Annotated in this window: 12 protein-coding genes and 2 pseudogenes; 3 read left to right on the forward strand and 11 right to left on the reverse strand. The window is 68.4% G+C overall.

The features are described from left to right. Positions 1 to 554: 554 nt before the first annotated feature. The 5 genes from ACNPQM_RS40760 to ACNPQM_RS40780 all read right to left on the reverse strand — a co-directional run bounded on the left by ACNPQM_RS40760 (position 555) and on the right by ACNPQM_RS40780 (position 6,695). Positions 555 to 1,040, reverse strand: a complete 486-nt coding sequence (locus ACNPQM_RS40760) for a S26 family signal peptidase (protein WP_418087928.1) — start codon at positions 1,038 to 1,040, stop codon at positions 555 to 557. Positions 1,041 to 1,065: 25 nt separating this feature from the next. After that, positions 1,066 to 1,446, reverse strand: a complete 381-nt coding sequence (locus ACNPQM_RS40765) for a hypothetical protein (protein WP_418087929.1) — start codon at positions 1,444 to 1,446, stop codon at positions 1,066 to 1,068. Between the two features lie 200 nt (positions 1,447 to 1,646). Next, positions 1,647 to 4,394 carry an alkaline phosphatase family protein gene (locus ACNPQM_RS40770; RefSeq protein ID WP_418087930.1) on the reverse strand — a complete coding sequence of 916 codons (2,748 nt, stop codon included), beginning with the start codon at positions 4,392 to 4,394 and terminating at the stop codon, positions 1,647 to 1,649. A gap of 4 nt (positions 4,395 to 4,398) precedes the next feature. Then, positions 4,399 to 5,757 carry an ABC transporter permease gene (locus tag ACNPQM_RS40775; protein ID WP_418087931.1) on the reverse strand — a complete coding sequence of 453 codons (1,359 nt, stop codon included), beginning with the start codon at positions 5,755 to 5,757 and terminating at the stop codon, positions 4,399 to 4,401. Continuing rightward, a complete protein-coding gene (locus ACNPQM_RS40780; protein ID WP_418087932.1) occupies positions 5,754 to 6,695 on the reverse strand; it encodes an ABC transporter ATP-binding protein in 942 nt (313 codons plus the stop codon). Before ACNPQM_RS40780 ends, ACNPQM_RS40775 begins: the two co-directional genes overlap by 4 nt. A 310-nt stretch (positions 6,696 to 7,005) precedes the next feature. On the opposite strand from ACNPQM_RS40780, the gene ACNPQM_RS40785 reads away from it, so the two are divergent. Continuing rightward, positions 7,006 to 8,679 (forward strand): SWIM zinc finger family protein, encoded by a 1,674-nt coding sequence (locus tag ACNPQM_RS40785; protein ID WP_418087933.1) that lies wholly within the window; start codon positions 7,006 to 7,008, stop codon positions 8,677 to 8,679. Between the two features lie 93 nt (positions 8,680 to 8,772). Here the strand turns inward: ACNPQM_RS40785 and ACNPQM_RS40790 are convergent, their stop codons facing one another. Beyond that, positions 8,773 to 10,233, reverse strand: a complete 1,461-nt coding sequence (locus ACNPQM_RS40790) for an amino acid permease (protein ID WP_418087934.1) — start codon at positions 10,231 to 10,233, stop codon at positions 8,773 to 8,775. Positions 10,234 to 10,565: 332 nt separating this feature from the next. On the opposite strand from ACNPQM_RS40790, the gene ACNPQM_RS40795 reads away from it, so the two are divergent. After that, entirely contained in the window at positions 10,566 to 11,732 is a 1,167-nt protein-coding gene (locus ACNPQM_RS40795) for a helix-turn-helix domain-containing protein (protein WP_418087935.1), read from the forward strand. After that, complete coding sequence (locus ACNPQM_RS40800; RefSeq protein ID WP_418087936.1) at positions 11,729 to 12,274, forward strand: hypothetical protein; 546 nt, start codon at positions 11,729 to 11,731, stop codon at positions 12,272 to 12,274. Before ACNPQM_RS40795 ends, ACNPQM_RS40800 begins: the two co-directional genes overlap by 4 nt. 111 nt (positions 12,275 to 12,385) lie before the next feature. Here the strand turns inward: ACNPQM_RS40800 and ACNPQM_RS40805 are convergent. The 5 genes and pseudogenes from ACNPQM_RS40805 to ACNPQM_RS40825 form a co-directional block, all read right to left on the reverse strand. Next, positions 12,386 to 12,502 (reverse strand): annotated as a pseudogene (locus tag ACNPQM_RS40805) (5-amino-6-(5-phosphoribosylamino)uracil reductase); the annotation flags it as partial. Between the two features lie 485 nt (positions 12,503 to 12,987). Then, positions 12,988 to 13,398: a VOC family protein gene (locus ACNPQM_RS40810; protein ID WP_345511129.1), complete on the reverse strand. Its 411-nt coding sequence runs from the start codon at positions 13,396 to 13,398 to the stop codon at positions 12,988 to 12,990. Between the two features lie 85 nt (positions 13,399 to 13,483). Continuing rightward, complete coding sequence (locus tag ACNPQM_RS40815; protein WP_358861277.1) at positions 13,484 to 13,843, reverse strand: AraC family transcriptional regulator; 360 nt, start codon at positions 13,841 to 13,843, stop codon at positions 13,484 to 13,486. Positions 13,844 to 14,154: 311 nt separating this feature from the next. Beyond that, on the reverse strand, positions 14,155 to 14,976 hold the full coding sequence (locus tag ACNPQM_RS40820) for an N-formylglutamate amidohydrolase (RefSeq protein ID WP_418087937.1): 822 nt from the start codon (positions 14,974 to 14,976) through the stop codon (positions 14,155 to 14,157). 146 nt (positions 14,977 to 15,122) lie between these two features. Beyond that, a pseudogene (locus ACNPQM_RS40825) lies at positions 15,123 to 15,602 on the reverse strand (sphingomyelin phosphodiesterase); the annotation flags it as partial. Positions 15,603 to 15,814 lie beyond the last annotated feature (212 nt).

Genomic DNA, 15,814 nt, shown 5'->3' on the forward strand with positions numbered 1-15,814 from the left:
CGAGCAGATGATGGACGCGTCGGACATGGAGGTGACCTCGAAAGGCATGAGGGCAGAGATCAGACTTCTGCCCTGGGCAGACGTGGGAAAAGGGGTACGACGAGACGGACCACCTCGGCAGCGCTCCTGAGCGCCGGCCGGTGGCCGTCAAATCCGGATCTCACCCGGAGATGTCGTCTTCACCCACCACGTCTGTGACTCCTCGATACACGGTTTACGTCATTCACAGCCTAGCAGTCGTCGTCTTCCTGCTCGGTCGTGGTGTGGTAGGCCGGTCTCATACGTGTGTACGTCGTCGTGCTGTCAACCGCTTGCCCCGGCATCGCGTCGGCGGTGAGCGCGGCCAGTGCGAGCACGGCCAGGGAGATGTGCCGGTGCGAGGCCGAGCGTGGCAGGCGTTCGGCGAGGGCATCCGCGGGGGCGGTGGTTTGCCCTTGCCGTGAACCGCGGTTTTTCGGTTGGGTCAGGCATCCGGCAGGTGGATGCAGTCCTTGGAGGTTCTCCGAGCAGCTCCGATGCCGACTGCCCGGAGTCCCGCCCGGGACCGGACGGAGTCAGTCGGCCGGGTTCGGGAGCGGTCGAACAGGCCTCTGACGGAAGACAGTTGGGCGGGTGAGCACCACGCCGAGCAGGGACGACTCGGGGACGTAGCCGAAGTGGCGGGAATCCTGTGTGCGGGCGGCATCACCCCGGACGACCAGTGAACCTGACGGCACCAGTCCGCCGTCCGGGGCCCCGACGATGTCGCGCACGTCCGGCGGCACGGGATCGCCGGGCAGGGCGGAGACCCGCTTGACCAGCCAGGCCAGGGGATCGTCGCCGTCGCCGAAGGGGAGGGGGTTGCGGAAGACCACCGCGTCGCCGCGCCGCACGCGCGTGGTGCGGCGGACCAGCAGCCGGTCGCCGTCCGTGAAGGCCGGGGTCATGCTCGACCCGGTGACCCTGATGAGCGCGATGCGTGAACGCAGTGCACATACGGAAAGGAGCAGCATGCCGGCACCCGCTGCCATCGCCGCCGTCGTTCGCCCGACACCCGTCATGTGACCGCCTTCCGTTTCGGGCGGCTCATGTGGCTGCCTCCGTGGTCCTGGCCCGGTCGCCGCTCACGGCATAACCCGCGGCCTGCAGGCCGAACAACCGGGCGTAGTGCCCGTCGCTCAGGGCCATCAGCTCGCTGTGGGAGCCGAGTTCGGCGATCCTCCCGTCCACCAGCACGGCGATGGAGCCTGCTTCGCGCAGAGCGCCGAGCCGATGCGAGACCAGCAGTGCGGTCCGTCCCCGGCGGTGGTGGCTGAGCGTGCGGTGCACTTCGTGCTCGGCCTCCGGGTCCAGGCCGGAGCTGGGCTCGTCCAGGATCAGCAGATCGGCGTCGTCGCGCATCAGCGAGCGGGCCAGCGCGACCCGTTGTGGTGTCGCGTCGGCGCGGCCCGGACAGCCCGCACGCACCGTTCACGCACGCCGCGTTCGCCCGCAACGAACCGAACGTGGCACGCCATAGCCCCCGACAGCTCCGGAGTGAGGCGGCTTCGGCTGTAGCCCGGCTGGGAGCCTTGCCGCCAGGACCGAATGGGCCAGCACAGGGGGCAGAAGGGGCCCGCGGCCGGCGTCACCGCCGGCCACGGGCCCCTTGGCGCGATCAACCTACGTCAGCCGTCGGACTCCGACGACGGGATGTAGGCACCCGGCACGTCCTCCGGCGTGAAGATCTTGTCCTCGCCGGGGTACGGCTTCTTCCATTCGTGCGTCTGGTACCACGTGAAGTGGTTCATCTGCGCGGGGTTCGCGAAGTCGGGGATGGCGTTGGGCCCGGTCAGCCGCTGGTGCGACTTCCAGTTCTCCCACTTCGCCGCGATCGCCTGCTTGTCCGCCGGCACCTTCGCCGACGGCACTGCTGCCGCACCGGGGTTCTGCGGCGCCGGGGTGTCCACGCCGCAGGCGGGCGGGGTCTTGAGGCCGTCGGTCAGCGAGGCCCGGTTGGGCAACGCCTTGAACGGCGTGTAGTCCGCGTGCTGGGTGAACGCCCCGCGCATCGGGCTGGCCGCGCTGTCCTTCTGGTTCATCGGCTGGATCCCGAGGATCTGCTCGATGGTGCGGATCATCGTGATCTGCGAGTAGTAGCGGCTGTCGACCTTGCCGTGCTGCGCCCAGGGGCTGATGATCTGGACCGGGGCACGGTGGCCGTCGACGTGGTCGAGGCCGGCCTGGGAATCGTCCTCGACGATGAAGATCGCCGAGTCCTTCCAGTACTTGCTGTGCGAGATCTTGTCAACCATCTTGCCGACCGCGAGGTCGTTGTCCGCGACCGCGGCGGCCGCGTTCGACGGACCACCGGTGTGGTCGTTGGAGAACCAGAACATGTTCAGGTTCGCCGGACCGCTCTTCTCGAAGTCCTGCTTCCAGATCTCGTACTTGTAGATGTCCGGGACGTCCATGTCGAACATCGGGAAGCCGGGCACCGACACCTTGTTGAGCGACGGGATCGCCGAGCCCGTCTGTATGGGGTAGGCGGTCTTCTGCCCGGTCGCGTCCATGTTCTTGGCGTCGCAGTACAGGTTCTGCCAGGTCGCGCCGGCCGGCTTGCTCTCGAACGACTGGAACTCGCCGAAGTCCTTGACGGACTTCCCAGCCGCCTGCGCACCGGTCCAGATGAAGCCGGACTTCTGGTGGCCGAGAGCGTCGTCCTCGGTGTCGTAGCTGCGCGTGTACTCACCGGCCGAGGACTCGGTGTACTCCGGGTTGTCGGCCTGCATCAGCCAGTTGTGACCCTCGGCGGAGTTCGTGCCGACGTCGTAGGTGTTGTCGTACAGCCCGAACTGCCGAGCCAGCGCGTGCTGGTTCGGCGTCACGTTCTCACCGAACTGCGCAAGCGACGGGTCGCCGTTGCCCTGCGGTATGTCACCGAAAACCTGGTCGTAGGTCCGGTTCTCCTTGACGAGCAGGAAGACGTGCTTGATCGTCGAGGGGTCGCCGAGCTTCACCGGGACCGGCACCGGCTTCGCGTCGCCCGTGCCCTGGGTGACCGAGCCGCCGTGCCAGCCGTTCTGGGTGAAGACCTTGCCGGTCTCGGACTTGATGACGCTGTCGTCCGGCAGCGTGAACTGCGTCAGGCTCGACGTCGTGTCGTGGGTGCCGTGCCCGGCCTTGTTGGTGGGGCGGCGGGCGTCGATACCGCGGGTGTTGGAGACGACCACGTTCTTGCCCACGGTGGTGATCTCCGCGGGGAAGTAGTCCGTCGGGAGCAGGCCGACGTAGCCGGCCGGCTCCTGCGGGGAGGTGTACCGGTAGACGGCGACCGCGTTGGCACGGCCGAGCGTCACCAGCAGGTGACCGTCGTCGGTGAGCGTCACCGCGTTGGGCTCGTAGCCGACCGACGCCTTCGGCCACGGCTGGGTGGCGATGGTCTGCACGACCTTGTCGTTGGCGGTGCTGATGACCGACACGTTGTTGTCGGCGGTGTTGGTGACGAACACCGCCCCGTTCTTTGCGTACACCGCGGTCGGGTGCAGACCGACGTCGACGCTCCCGACGGCGGCGGACGGGTCCGCCAGGTTGATGACGCTGACCGTGCCGGTGGTGGTGGCACCGGTGTCCGGGTTGGCCGGCACCTGGGTGCCGTAGGAGTTCATCGTGGTGTCGCCGGCCTTGGCCGGACGCCCGCCCTCGTTGCTGACGTAGAGCTTGTTGCCGACCATGGCGATGCCACGGGGGGCGTTGCCCACGGTCCAGCTCTGCTTGATGGTCCCGGTCGCCGTGTTGATGGCGACCACCCGGTTCTGGCCATTGACCGCGGAGTACACAGTGGAGCCGTCGGCCGAGAACACCGCCGCACCCACCAGCGCGCGCTTGGAGCCGTCGGCCGGGACCGAGATCGTCGCCGGGTTGGAGAGGGTGCCGTCCGGGTTCACGGTGAACTTGGTGTAGCCGTCGCTCTGGCCCAACCACAGCTGCGAACCATCGGGCGAATACGTCGGGCCCTCCTGGCCGACGGCGTTGCTCTTGATGCGCAGGTCCGCCGACGCCGGGGTACCGACGCGCTGCTTCACCTGCCCGGTCTTGAGGTCCATGACGACCAGCGCAATCCCACCGTCGGTGACCGAGGCCGCGAGATGGGTGCCGTCCGGGCTGACCGCGGACGACATGATCTTGCCGTCGTTGATGACGGTGCGGCTGCCGTACGGGGCGATGTACTGGTCGGCGGAGACGACCTGGCCGTTGGCGGTGACCTGGCCGACCTCATCGGTGCCGAACTGATGCGTCTGGGCAACAGCGGTGCCTGTGACCGCGAGGACGACAGCGATGCCTGCCGTTACCAGAGGGGTCCGGCGGCCGACGCTTCTACCGAAAAGGCTGATCTGCTTCGTCTCGTTGATCCGACGCTGCCGTGTTACCTGCATGGAATTATCCCTTCGGGGTGGTGTTGAGCAGTTCGACGTTGCCGTCGAACTGCCAAAGCGGGTTCGGTGTGTCCCCGGTCGGGGTCCGCACCAGGAAGTAGCCGTTCACTTCCTTCGGTCCGTCGCCATCGGCCACGAACCGCCCGTCTGAGGCGACGTCAAGCTGGTAGATGGCTGTCCCTGCGGCCTCAACGCCGGGGAGATGCCAGGTGACGACGCAACGCCAGTCATTGCCCGCCCCCTGGGGGGCGACCTGGCCGCCGCTTTTGTTGCACGCCGCCGTGACCCGCAGGTGCGCCTCGGTGACGGCGGGGCGGTTGAGCTGCTGGGTCTGTATGCGGTAGAGGTGGGCGAATGCCGTGGCGACCGACCGCTGCACCTTGTCCTGCTCGATTCCGGACCCCGTCGACGGGGTCGCCACGGCGACCACCGCGACGGTGAGGGCGGCCAGTCCGGCCAGCGGCAGGAGTCCGTTGGTGATCGCGCGGCGCCCGGAACCGTCGTAGGCCAGATTGGTGAAATCGCGCCGCAGGAAAAGCAGGTACGCCAGCGCTGTCGCGAGCACGGCCCACACCAGGCTGACCACGATGCCGATCAGGAGCGGGCCGACCTGCGCCGGGCTGGTGAACAGGCCGTTCCAGGCGGTGAATGCGTAGCCGGGCAGGGCGAGGCGCACGGCGACGGGCAGCGGCAGCATCTGGGCGACCTGCATCGCGAGCGCGACGAGCGGGGGCAGCAGCAGCCCCATCGGGGACCGCCCCAGCGCGACCGACCCGAGGAGTCCGATCGCGGCGAGGGCCAGGGTCGGGGCGAGCACGCAGACCCAGGCGAGCAGGACCCTGCCGCCGGCGTCAGCCGGCGTCAGCAGGTGGCCGTCGAGGCCGACCAGCGGCTGGTTACCGACCGCCACGACCCCGCCGGCCGCGCTGGAACAGGCCAGCCCGGCCACGAGCAGCAGGATGACGGTGAGGCTGGCCAGCGCCTTCGCTGCGAAGATCCGTCGAGGGGACCGGACCGCCACGAGGAGGTGGCGCCAGGTGCCGAGCCGGTCCTCGGAGGCGAACACGTCGCCGGCGACCACCGAAGTCAGCAGCGGGAGCGCCCAGGTGCCCGCGAAACCGAGCACGACCAGCGATCCGGCCCACCCCGTGGTGTGCATCCAGCGACCGAAGAGGGTGTCGGAGGGGAGCGAGCTCTGCTGGCTCACCGCGGCGACGAAGAGCGCCGGCGCGATCCAGCAGGCGAGGACCAGCAAGCGGATCCGCCATTGCGAAACCAACTTGACCAGCTCGAAGCGGTAGCCGCGCGGAACTGAGACGCGGTGGGCACCGGCAACGATGTCATCGGCGATGGTCTCGGTCATCGGCCGGCCTCCTGCTGCTCGGTCAGGGCGAGGAATGCGGCCTCGAGCGGCGACACCACAGGTGCGAGCTCGCGCAGCGCGATGCCCGCGTGCACGAGCCTCACCACCAGTTCGTCGAGGGCGGGCACCAGCGCGCGCACGACGAGCACTTCGGCGCTGTGCCGTGCCCCGGCGTCGTCGACGACGCGGATCCCGGCCGTGTCGACAGCCAGTCGACGGGCGGCCTGTGGGTCGGAGGTCAGCAGACGGTAGTCGAGTTCACGGTTCTCGGCGGCCAGCTTGCTCAGCGGGCCTGAGAAGACGACCCGTCCGGTGGCGACGATGGTGACCTCGGAGCACAGTGCCTCGAGGTCGTCCATGCGGTGGCTCGAGAGCACGACGCTGGTTCCGTCCGAAGCGAGCCGGGTGAGGACACCGTGTACGTGTCTCTTGCCGGCCGGGTCGAGGCCGTTGGAAGGTTCGTCGAGAACGAGCAGCCGGGGCTTGGTGAGCAGGGCGGCGGCGAGCCCGAGCCGCTGACGCATGCCGAGGGAGAAGCCGCGGGCCCGCTCGTCGGCGACATCGGTGAGCCCGACCTGGTCGAGCACGTCGTCGATCCCCGTTGTCCGCGCGTCGCGGCCACGGAGAGCGGCCAACGCGGCGAGGTTCTGCCTGGCGGTGAGCGAGGGGTAGAGACCGGGCCCGTCCACGAAGCCGGCGACACCGTCGGGAGCGGCGAGCGCCCGCCCGACCGGCGTACCCAGGATCTCGAGGCGGCCGCCATCGGCGACGGCCAGGCCCAGCAGGAGGCCGAGCAAGGTTGTCTTGCCGGCGCCGTTCGGTCCGACCAAGCCGTGGATCTGACCCTGCGCCACATCCAGATCGATGCCGTCCAGTGCGACGACATCGCCGAAAAGCTTGGTGATCCCGCGAGCCCGGATCGCGAGGAGTGTGTCCATGAGCCCCTTCTTTCGAAACCTTCAAGGACCCTAGGGACGGCACACAAGGCAGGCAGGGACAGCCAGTTGAACGTTTATGGAACGGGAGACGACCCGGCGTCCGCCGCTCCGATGCCCCGCCGGGCGACGTCGTCGAAAGCAGCGTCGTCCGCCCGCCCGGCAGGCGGGACTTTCGAAGAACCCAACTCGTGCAGGTGGTAAGGCCGCTGACCGGATAACAGGGGCGAGTCTCGGACGAGGCGTATCCGAGCAGGCAGGATGACGGGTGTAGGTTCCGGGAGCGAAATGGGAAGGCCGAGGCGGGGAAATCATGGGTGGCTTCACCGAGGCGGATCTGCGGGTACTGGCCGGGCCACGGTCTTTCGAGCGGGGCGAGGACTATTTGGACGCGGTGACCGCTCTGGAGGTCGGCGACGGCTGGATCACCGCCACGGTCCACGGGACGGACGCCTACGAGGTGGAGTTGTCACTCGACGAGCCTGATGGGCTCACCGGGGAGTGCGACTGCCCCTACGGAATGGAGGGCAACTTCTGCAAGCACCTGGTCGCGCTCGGCCTGACCGCGCTCACCCGGTCGGAGAGTCTGCAGGGGGAGTACGCTCGTGCCCGCAGCCGCGTTCAGGACTTGGACGCGTGGCTGGCCGCGCTCTCAAGGGACGAGTTGCTCGCACTCGTACGGGAGCAGATCGCTGAGGACCGTCAGGTGCGCCTCCGCTTGGAGTTGCGTGCGGCGAGTGCCCGCGGCGACCTCGCCGGAGTCCGCACCCGGATTCGTGAACTCCTCGACATCGGCCCCTTCGCTCGGTACGGATACGTCGAGTACGCCGATGCCCACGCCTACGGCGAACAGGCCTCGCAGGCGGTCTCCGCGGTCGCCGCTCTGATTGCCTCCGGGCGGCCCGCGGACGCGATCTCTCTGTCCCAGGACGCCATGCGGATGCTGAGCGAGGTGCAGGACTCGATCGACGACTCCGACGGAGGCCTCAGTGAGGTCGGGGCCGCTCTTGCCGCAGTCCATCTCGACGCGTGTCGCGCAGCCTGTCCCGATCCGGAGGAGACCGCGCGGTGGCTGGTCGGCCATGTACTCGGCGACTTCGACGACCTGACGGACATTGACCCGCTCGACTACGAGGACATCCTCGGCGAAGAGGGAATGACCACAGTAAGGGAGTTGGCGCTCGAAGCCTGGCGAGGCAACCGCACAGGCTGGGCGGAGAAGTACCTGATGGAGCGGTTGGCCAAGGCGTCCGGCGATGTGGACGCAGTGATCGCCGTGCACGCGGCCGACCTCGCACGGGACGGCAGCACTCACCTGGTCATCGCCCGCGAACTGGACGCTGCCGGCCGCCCCGGCGACGCGCTGCGCTGGGCGGAGCGCGGCATCGCCGAAGTGTCCGACACCACCACCCCCGTCATCGGCCTGGTCGACTACCTCTGCGACCGCTACACACGCTCGGACCGGTTCCTCGACGCGGTCGCCGTGCGCCGCGCCCACTTCACCGCCCATCGCTCCCTCGCCGCGTACCAGCAATTGCGCACGGCGGCACACGCAGCCGACTGCTGGCAGGCCGAGCGCGAGCAGGCGCTGGTGCTGCTGCGTGCCGACGCGGCACAGCGTGAGCGGGACCGGCACGGCGGTCCGGTCCTGATCGACGCCCTGCTAGACGACAAGGACGTGGACGCCGCCTGGCAGGCCGCCACCACGACCGGCGCTGATGACCGTCAGTGGCTCGGCGTCGCCGACCAGGTCCGCGCCATCCGCCCCGCTGACGCTTTGCGCGTCTACCAGCGCCTGGCCGAACCCCTTGAGAAGCAGATCGGCAACGCGGTCTACGAGCGCCTGACCAGCCTGCTCCTGAGCATGCGCGACTGCCACCGCCGCCTGGGCGCTCCGGACGATTTCGCCGCGTACCTCGCCGCCCTGCGCGCCGGTCAGAAGCGCAAGCGGAACCTGATGCGGCTCCTCGACGAGCACGGACTGTGAAGCCGATGTCGGCCGCCGAGGCGGCCCGCGCCGACACGCGAACGACCCGGGCGGTGATGATTCCGCGCGGGCCGTCGCCGGTGCCTGGAAACGTCAGGCGTCCTGGCGTGCCCGCGCGAGGCCATTCACCCGTCCACGGACCACGAACCAGCCGCCGACCAGCGCCGCCGCGATCAGCGGCAGACACAGCACGGTCGTACGGCCCACTCCGCCGCCCCACCACATCAGGAAGACGACACCCGCGAGGAAGACCAGCGTGACGATCTGCGTGTACGGGGCCCAGGGCAGCCGGTACGCGGGGCGGGTGACCCTGCCGTCCTGCGATCGGTGCCAGAACAGCAGCGAACAGAGCATGATCATGGCCCAGGTACCGAGGATGCCGATCGACGCGAAGTTGAGAACGATCTCGAACGCCTGGCCCGGCATGACGTAATTGAGCACGACGCCCAGAACACCGAATCCGGCGGTCAGCAGGATGCCGCCGTAGGGCACCTGCCCCTTGTTCATCCGGCCGGTGAACCTCGGCGCGGAGCCTGCCAGCGCCATGGAGCGCAGGATACGGCCGGTGGAGTACAGCCCGGAGTTCAGGCTGGAGAGCGCCGCGGTCAGCACGACCAGGTTCATCACACCGGCCGCGCCCGGGATACCGAGCTTCTCCATGACGGTGACGAACGGGCTCTCGTCCCCCGAGTACGAGGTGTACGGCAGCAGGAGGGCGAGCAGCACGACCGAGCCCACGTAGAAGAGGCCGACGCGCCACATGATCGAGTTGATCGCCCTGGGCATGATCTTCTCGGGGTTCTCCGTCTCGCCGGCGGCCACGCCGCACAGCTCGACGGAGGCGTACGCGAACACGACACCCTGGATCACCATCAGCATCGGGAGCATGCCGGTGGGGAAGATGCCGCCGCTGTCGGAGATGGTGGAGAAGCCGGGCGTGTGACCGTCCACCGGGTGCTGGGTGACCAGCAGGAAGATCCCGATGAGCATGAACGCGACCAGGGCGGAGACCTTGATGATCGCGAACCAGAACTCCATCTCGCCGAAATACTTCACCGAGATCAGGTTTGCGGTGAGCACGACGGCGAGGGCGATCAGCGCGAGGATCCACTGCGGGATGTCGCTGAACATTGCCCAGAAGTGGGCGTAGGTGGCCGCCGCGGTGATGTCGGCGACGGCGGTCGTCGACCAGTTCAGGAAGTACAGCCAGCCGGCCGCGAAGGCGCCCTTCTCACCCATGAACTCGCGGGCGTACGAGACGAAGGCGCCGGAGGAGGGCCGATAGAGGACCAGCTCACCGAGCGCGCGGACGACGAAGAAGGCGAAGAGACCGCAGATCGCATAGGCGATGGCGAGCGAGGGGCCGGCAGCGGCCAGTCGCCCGCCCGCGCCCAGGAACAGGCCGGTGCCGATCGCGCCGCCGATGGCGATCATGTTGATGTGACGGGACTTGAGGTCCTTGCTGTAACCGGCATCGCCGGCGTCCCGGTGGGGGGAGTTTGTCGCCGGTGGGGCGGCGGCGAGCGTTTCGCCCGCAGTGGAGCGGTCACTCATGGAGGAGATTCGCCTTTGTGGGGGGAAGGTGGACGGTCGCGGCCGTGGGGGGGCCAGGGGGTCGTCACCGTGGCATGGCTTGCTAGCCATCATGCGGGAATCCTGTGATTTTGGCAGTGCCCTACATCACTCAGGAACAAATCTGAGGTACATCGGAGGTTACGGGGCGGTAATCAAGGAATGTGCGTGCGCCTCCGCGCGTCCCCGCAAGGCCTTTGCGGAGGCGATGGTGTGTGCACATCCGGTCCGGACGCTGCGATATCGACGGCGCCGGAGGCGTGGCGCAAGCGAGGGGCGTTGCGATTTTCGCAACCCCCTCGTACGCTGGCCGTATGAGCGAGCCTGTGAGCGAACGTGTACGAAAAGTCATGGACGCGGCTTCGGTCCGCCAGGCAGCGTTCGCCGAGACCATTGGACTGACCCCCGACAAACTGTCGAAGTCCCTCAGTGGCGTCCGACGATTCACGTCTCTTGACCTCGCTCGGATCGCCGAGTTCGGCAGCACTACCGTCGACTGGCTGCTGACCGGCCGCGAGGCGCTCCGTCCTGCCTTCGCGGCCCGCGCAAGTGCCCCGGAAGCCGATGGCCGGGGACACGACACGCTCAGGGATCTCGTCGAAAGGTTCACGACGGCCCACGAGGTACTGGAATTTCTCGGCCGGTCACCGGAGCTGCCGGAACTGCCATCCGTCCGGAGCGAGGTGGAGCGCCATGTCGACCAGGGTGTGGCTCTGGCCGAGGACGCCCTGGCCGCCGCCGGGGCACCGACGGTCAGCGATCTGGAGACGCCCGAGCTGGTGCATGTCATGGAGCGTGCCTTCGGCGTGGACGTGGCGAAGATCGGCTTGCCCAACGGTGTCGACGGTGCGGCCTGGCAGGCGGACGGATTCCGGCTCATCATGATCGGCCGGACGAAGGTGCCGACGCGCCAGCGCTTCACGCTCGCCCATGAACTCGGGCACATCCTGGCCCGGGATGCCCAGGACCTCCTCACGGAGACTCACCTCGCGCCCGGGCGGCAGAAGGACCTGACAGAGATCCGCGCCAATGTGTTCGCCGCCGGCCTGCTGATGCCCCGGGACGAGCTGAACGCTGCTGCGAAAGGGCGTGACCTCACGGACGAAGAGCTCAGATCGCTCGTCGTGCGCTTCAAGGTGTCGCCGAGCGCACTCGCCGCCCGGCTTTCCCAGCTGGGCTTCATCGACGCGGAGACGAGAGGCAGATTGCGTGAACTCACCACGGAAGCCTGCCACTTGCTGACCGGGCAGAGCGACGCTTTCGAAGCCCGCACTGCCTGGGCAGAGGCCACACGGCTGCCTTTCCGGCCCGTTCGGTCGCTGTACGAGGCCTACCTCGCCGGAGAGACGACCCTGCGCCCGCTGGCCGCCTATACCGGCCTCGACGTCGACGAGATCCGCGCGACGCTCGAACCCGAGCCGGAGGACGGCACACCGTCCACAGCCGACGTGGACGAAGGGGACCTGGTCTTCCAGCCATGACACGCCACTGTTGGTTCCCCGACAACACTGTGTTGTGCAACTTCGCGGCGGTCGACCGTCTGAGCCTGCTGGAAAAGGTCCTGGACGGCCGCGGCCGCTGGACGCAGGCGGTTGCGGCGGAGGCCCAGCAGTCGACCCGGTACTGGCCGCGGCTGCGCCAGGTGACCGAGGACGGATGGCTCGGCGATCCCATCGAGATCGACGATCCGGCCGAAACCGCACTCGTGGACCGCATGCGCCGCGTGGTGTTCGGCGGCTCACCGTCCCGGCCGCTGCAACACCTGGGCGAGGCGGAGACGCTGGTCATCATTGAGCACCGCAGAGAGTTAGCAGACTCCGTATGGATCACGGACGACGGCGAAGCGGGCCACTACGCCCGCCGCAAAGGCATCTGCGTCAAGAACACGGTCGACCTCATGCGGGAGGCCGTCGTCGGCGGCTTGATCGCGACCGGCGACGGCTATCGACTCCTGATCGCGATGGAGGCGGCCGGCCGCAACCTGCGGGGTGTCCCACGGAGTCCGGAGGATTTGTTGCCCTGAAGCCTCCGGCGCGTTCCGCTGCCGACCTGGCCGGCGGGCGAGGCGGACGCCGTGCAATGTGGAGCTGAAGCGCATCGTGAATTGGCACCAGGGGAAGCGCGGTTCGGCGGTACGGCCTGTCTCGGCGCCGTCGGCGGCGACGATGACGATGACTGCGCCCACGGAGAACGCGGTCGTTGACGGCGGGCACAATACGGCGAGCTCGCAGGCGAGCTGGAGCCAGTGATGGCCTGTGCGAGGGGTTCGAGCGGCCCGGGTATGGCCCCGTCGGGCCCCGAGAGGAGCCTATTAATCCTGTCCGTGAGCAGACATCGCCAGCAGATGTTGGAATCGCTGGCCAGGTCTTCCTGGCCGCACCGTTTGCAGAGGACGTCGATGGGAACGTCGCAGCAGCCGAGGTAGACGGGATGACCAGCGGCGTCGAGCCCAGGCAGGATGCCGGTGTGACCACAAGTGAGGCACGTCCCCAGACGGTTGCGGGCGGCGCGAACGCAGTGGAAGCAGACGCTGCCCTCGGGCCACTGCCGACTGGCGGGATAGCAGGTGCCGCAACGGACGCAGGCTGGCCACCGGTTTGGGTCGGATCAGGGCGCACAGGGCCTGTACCCAGGGAGGGCAGGCGGTGGCGAACCACCCGGGGCGGGGACGGCCGGCGCCGTGGCAGTTACCGATCGGCACCGCCGTGATCCCCGCCGGCGCCCGCCCTCCGGTTCTCACCCCAGGAGCTGAGTGAAGCGGATGCTGTTGCCGAAGGGGTCGCGGAGGCCGCAGTCGATTCCGTAAGGGCGGTCCGTGGGCTCGTCGGTGAACTCCACGCCCCGGCCGAGCAGGGTCTCGTACGTCTTTCGGCAGTCGTCCGTGGTGAAGATGAGCGAGCCGCCCATGGCGCCCTTCGTCACCAGTTCGCGGACCTGCTGAGCCGTCTCCTCGGACATCGCCGGAGGTCCCGGCTTCTCCAGCAGGATCTGGCGTTCCGGATGGCCGGGGATGCTGACCGTGAGCCAGCGCATGAAGCCCATGTCGACATCGGCGTTGACTTCCAGCCCCAGCTTGCCGACGTAGAAGTCGAGGGCCTCGTCCTGGTCGAGGACGTAGATCTGAGAGTGCGTGATGGCGTTGAACATGTGCATCACGTTAGTGGGCCGGCCCGGCGAAAACTTATCCAAAACTGCTCAGCCGACAGCCCGTGCGGAGGGGCTGCACCGGCGCTCAGGCGCTCGGTCGCGTCCACGTCTTCGTGAAGCACGTGGGCACGTTCACGGCCACCGTTTCCTTGCGGTACGTCCTCGGTGACCGACCGACGATGTCGCGGAACGTGCGGCTGAAAGTGCCGGTGCTGCCGAACCCGACCTCGTAGCAGATGTCCGTGATGCTGCGGTCGGTCTCCCGCAGCAGGGACATCGCCCGCTCAACACGGCGGCGCTGCAGATAGCGGTGCGGCGTCTCGCCGAAGGTGGCCCGGAAGGTACGGGCGAAGTGTGCCGGGGACACATGGGCGATCCGGGCCAGGGCCGGGACGTCCAGCGGCTGCGCGTACGCGCGGTCCATCGCATCCCGTGCCCGGAGCATGCGGCGGTTGGTCTCTTCCACGGTGCGGCTCACGGCACCATCCCATCACAGGGTTACGCGGCCTCGTCGGGCTGCGAGGTCCTCGATGACGGCGGCAGGGCGCCCGGCGGCCTCGCCTCAAACGTCGAACTGGGTGTTCGTGCGGGGATGCCCTCACCGGGGTAGCGCCTGTACGGGCCGGTGAGCGGAACCCTCCCAGCGCGTGCCGGCCGGTTCGTAGTGACGCAGGCGCCCCCATGATGTGTCGCACCCGTGTGAACAGTGCGTCCGGACCGGTCCGGACGTGGAATCGTGCGGTGGCGAAGCGAGGGTCACGCTCGCGCCCCCTGCTCGCTCGTCCCGGACAGCGCGGCGACCAGGGTGGTCAGCGCCGAAGCCAGCGCGGTCAGGCCGGGGCCGGCAGGTCCGCCCGGCTCGGACATGTACACATCGCGGCGGATCTCGATCATCAGGGCGCTGACACGCGAGTCCCTGCCGTAGTGCTTCAGTGGTACGTACGTACCGGCGAAGGGGCTGTTGATGCCGGTGCCCCCGAAACCGGCGAACGCCTCCTCGGCCTGGGCGAGGAGTTCCGGCGGGGTGTGGAAGGCGTCGGTGCCCAGGCAGATCGGTGGGCGCGGTCCGGAGCCGTGGAGTTCGTAGGGGAGCGGGGCCGTCGGGTAGGAGTGGACGTCGATGACGACGGCGCGGCCGGTGGCGGTCAGCCGCTCGTCGACGGCGGCGGTCATGGCTTCGGCGTAGGGGCGGAAGTAGCGGTCGATCAGGGGCTCCGGATCCACATCCGGTGAGCGGAGCTGCTCGCGATGCGTGGTCTGCGTGTAGACCGCGCCCATGCCGACCGCCAGCATCTCCTCGCGCTCGTCGGGGAACCGTTCGGGATCGATGACGAGCCGCGACAGGCCGTTGACGAATCGCCAGGGCGTGACGGGAGCAGCCAGAGCGGCTCGGGCGGCCAACTCCGCTGTGTGGGAGTCGGTGATGTGGTCGAGCTCCAGCTCCAGGGCCTTGTCGTCCAGCTCGATTCCGGTACGCACCTGCTCGGGGATGTGGCGAGCCGAGTGCGGAACATGCAGCAGGACCGGTGAGGCGATCCCACCGGACAGAAGGCGGAATGGCTGGTGCGCGTGGGCCATGGAGGTTCCTTCGGGCGGATCGTCGCTGGGTACATCGACGAGGCGGAGTGCCGGGCTTGCGGCACTCCGCCTCGTCATATCCGATTATCTGCCGACGGTGTTCGCGCGGGGCGACTGGGGTGACGGACGTGCGGGGCCCGGATCCGCTATCGGGCGGAAGCGATCAGCGGGTAGTGGTCGGAGAGATTCGTGTACGTGTAGTCCGTGCCCCAGCTGGAGACGGTCCACGGCGTGCTCTGCTCCTTGACCACCTCGTTCGTCCAGCCCGCCGGCTTCGCGTGGCCGGTGCGGTGCAGGACGTAGTCGAGGTCCTCGCGGGGGTCGTCGGGGTAGCGGTCGGCGGCGATCGAGTTGTCCTGGGTGTCGAAGGAGTACGGGTGTCCGGTGCGGGCGTCGGCTCCGGTCAGTCCGGCGTCGGCGAGCATCGACGCGTACTCGGGGGAGCGAGAGTCGACGTTCATGTCGCCTGCCACGATGACCTGTTCGGACTCGGGGATGTTCTTGGCATCGAGGAAGGCGTCCATCTGCTTGAACTGCCGACTGTGTATCTGCGCCGCCTCGCCGGCCTTGCATCCCGAGTCGGTTGACTGGGCGTGGGTCCCCACCACATGAACCTTGGTGCCATCCGTGATCTTGCGTGGGTCTACCCGGCTTCAGCCGGGGAGGGAAATGCATCCTCGGCCCGGAGGCGCGAAGCGCCGGAGTTCGCTGCGTTGTCAGTGGCCTGCACTATGTTGATCAGAACAGCCGAAGGGGGGTGGGCCGGATGATCCGTGCGTACAAGTTCCTCATGCGGCCCACTGCGGGCCAGGCGATCGCGCTCGCCGAGATGCTGCGT

The sequence above is a fragment of the Streptomyces sp. NPDC056231 genome (assembly GCF_048270745.1).
GTDB lineage: Bacteria > Actinomycetota > Actinomycetes > Streptomycetales > Streptomycetaceae > Streptomyces.

Excerpts from the sequence above, each read along its gene's own strand:
- ACNPQM_RS40810 (WP_345511129.1), bottom strand. The coding sequence starts at position 13,398 with ATGTTCAACGCCATCACGCACTCTCAGATCTACGTCCTCGACCAGGAC.
- ACNPQM_RS40760 (WP_418087928.1), bottom strand. The coding sequence starts at position 1,040 with ATGACGGGTGTCGGGCGAACGACGGCGGCGATGGCAGCGGGTGCCGGC.
- ACNPQM_RS40820 (WP_418087937.1), bottom strand. The coding sequence starts at position 14,976 with ATGGCCCACGCGCACCAGCCATTCCGCCTTCTGTCCGGTGGGATCGCC.
- ACNPQM_RS40795 (WP_418087935.1), top strand. The coding sequence starts at position 10,566 with ATGAGCGAGCCTGTGAGCGAACGTGTACGAAAAGTCATGGACGCGGCT.
- ACNPQM_RS40780 (WP_418087932.1), bottom strand. The coding sequence starts at position 6,695 with ATGGACACACTCCTCGCGATCCGGGCTCGCGGGATCACCAAGCTTTTC.
- ACNPQM_RS40775 (WP_418087931.1), bottom strand. The coding sequence starts at position 5,757 with ATGACCGAGACCATCGCCGATGACATCGTTGCCGGTGCCCACCGCGTC.
- ACNPQM_RS40785 (WP_418087933.1), top strand. The coding sequence starts at position 7,006 with ATGGGTGGCTTCACCGAGGCGGATCTGCGGGTACTGGCCGGGCCACGG.
- ACNPQM_RS40770 (WP_418087930.1), bottom strand. The coding sequence starts at position 4,394 with ATGCAGGTAACACGGCAGCGTCGGATCAACGAGACGAAGCAGATCAGC.
- ACNPQM_RS40790 (WP_418087934.1), bottom strand. The coding sequence starts at position 10,233 with ATGAGTGACCGCTCCACTGCGGGCGAAACGCTCGCCGCCGCCCCACCG.
- ACNPQM_RS40815 (WP_358861277.1), bottom strand. The coding sequence starts at position 13,843 with ATGCTCCGGGCACGGGATGCGATGGACCGCGCGTACGCGCAGCCGCTG.
- ACNPQM_RS40800 (WP_418087936.1), top strand. The coding sequence starts at position 11,729 with ATGACACGCCACTGTTGGTTCCCCGACAACACTGTGTTGTGCAACTTC.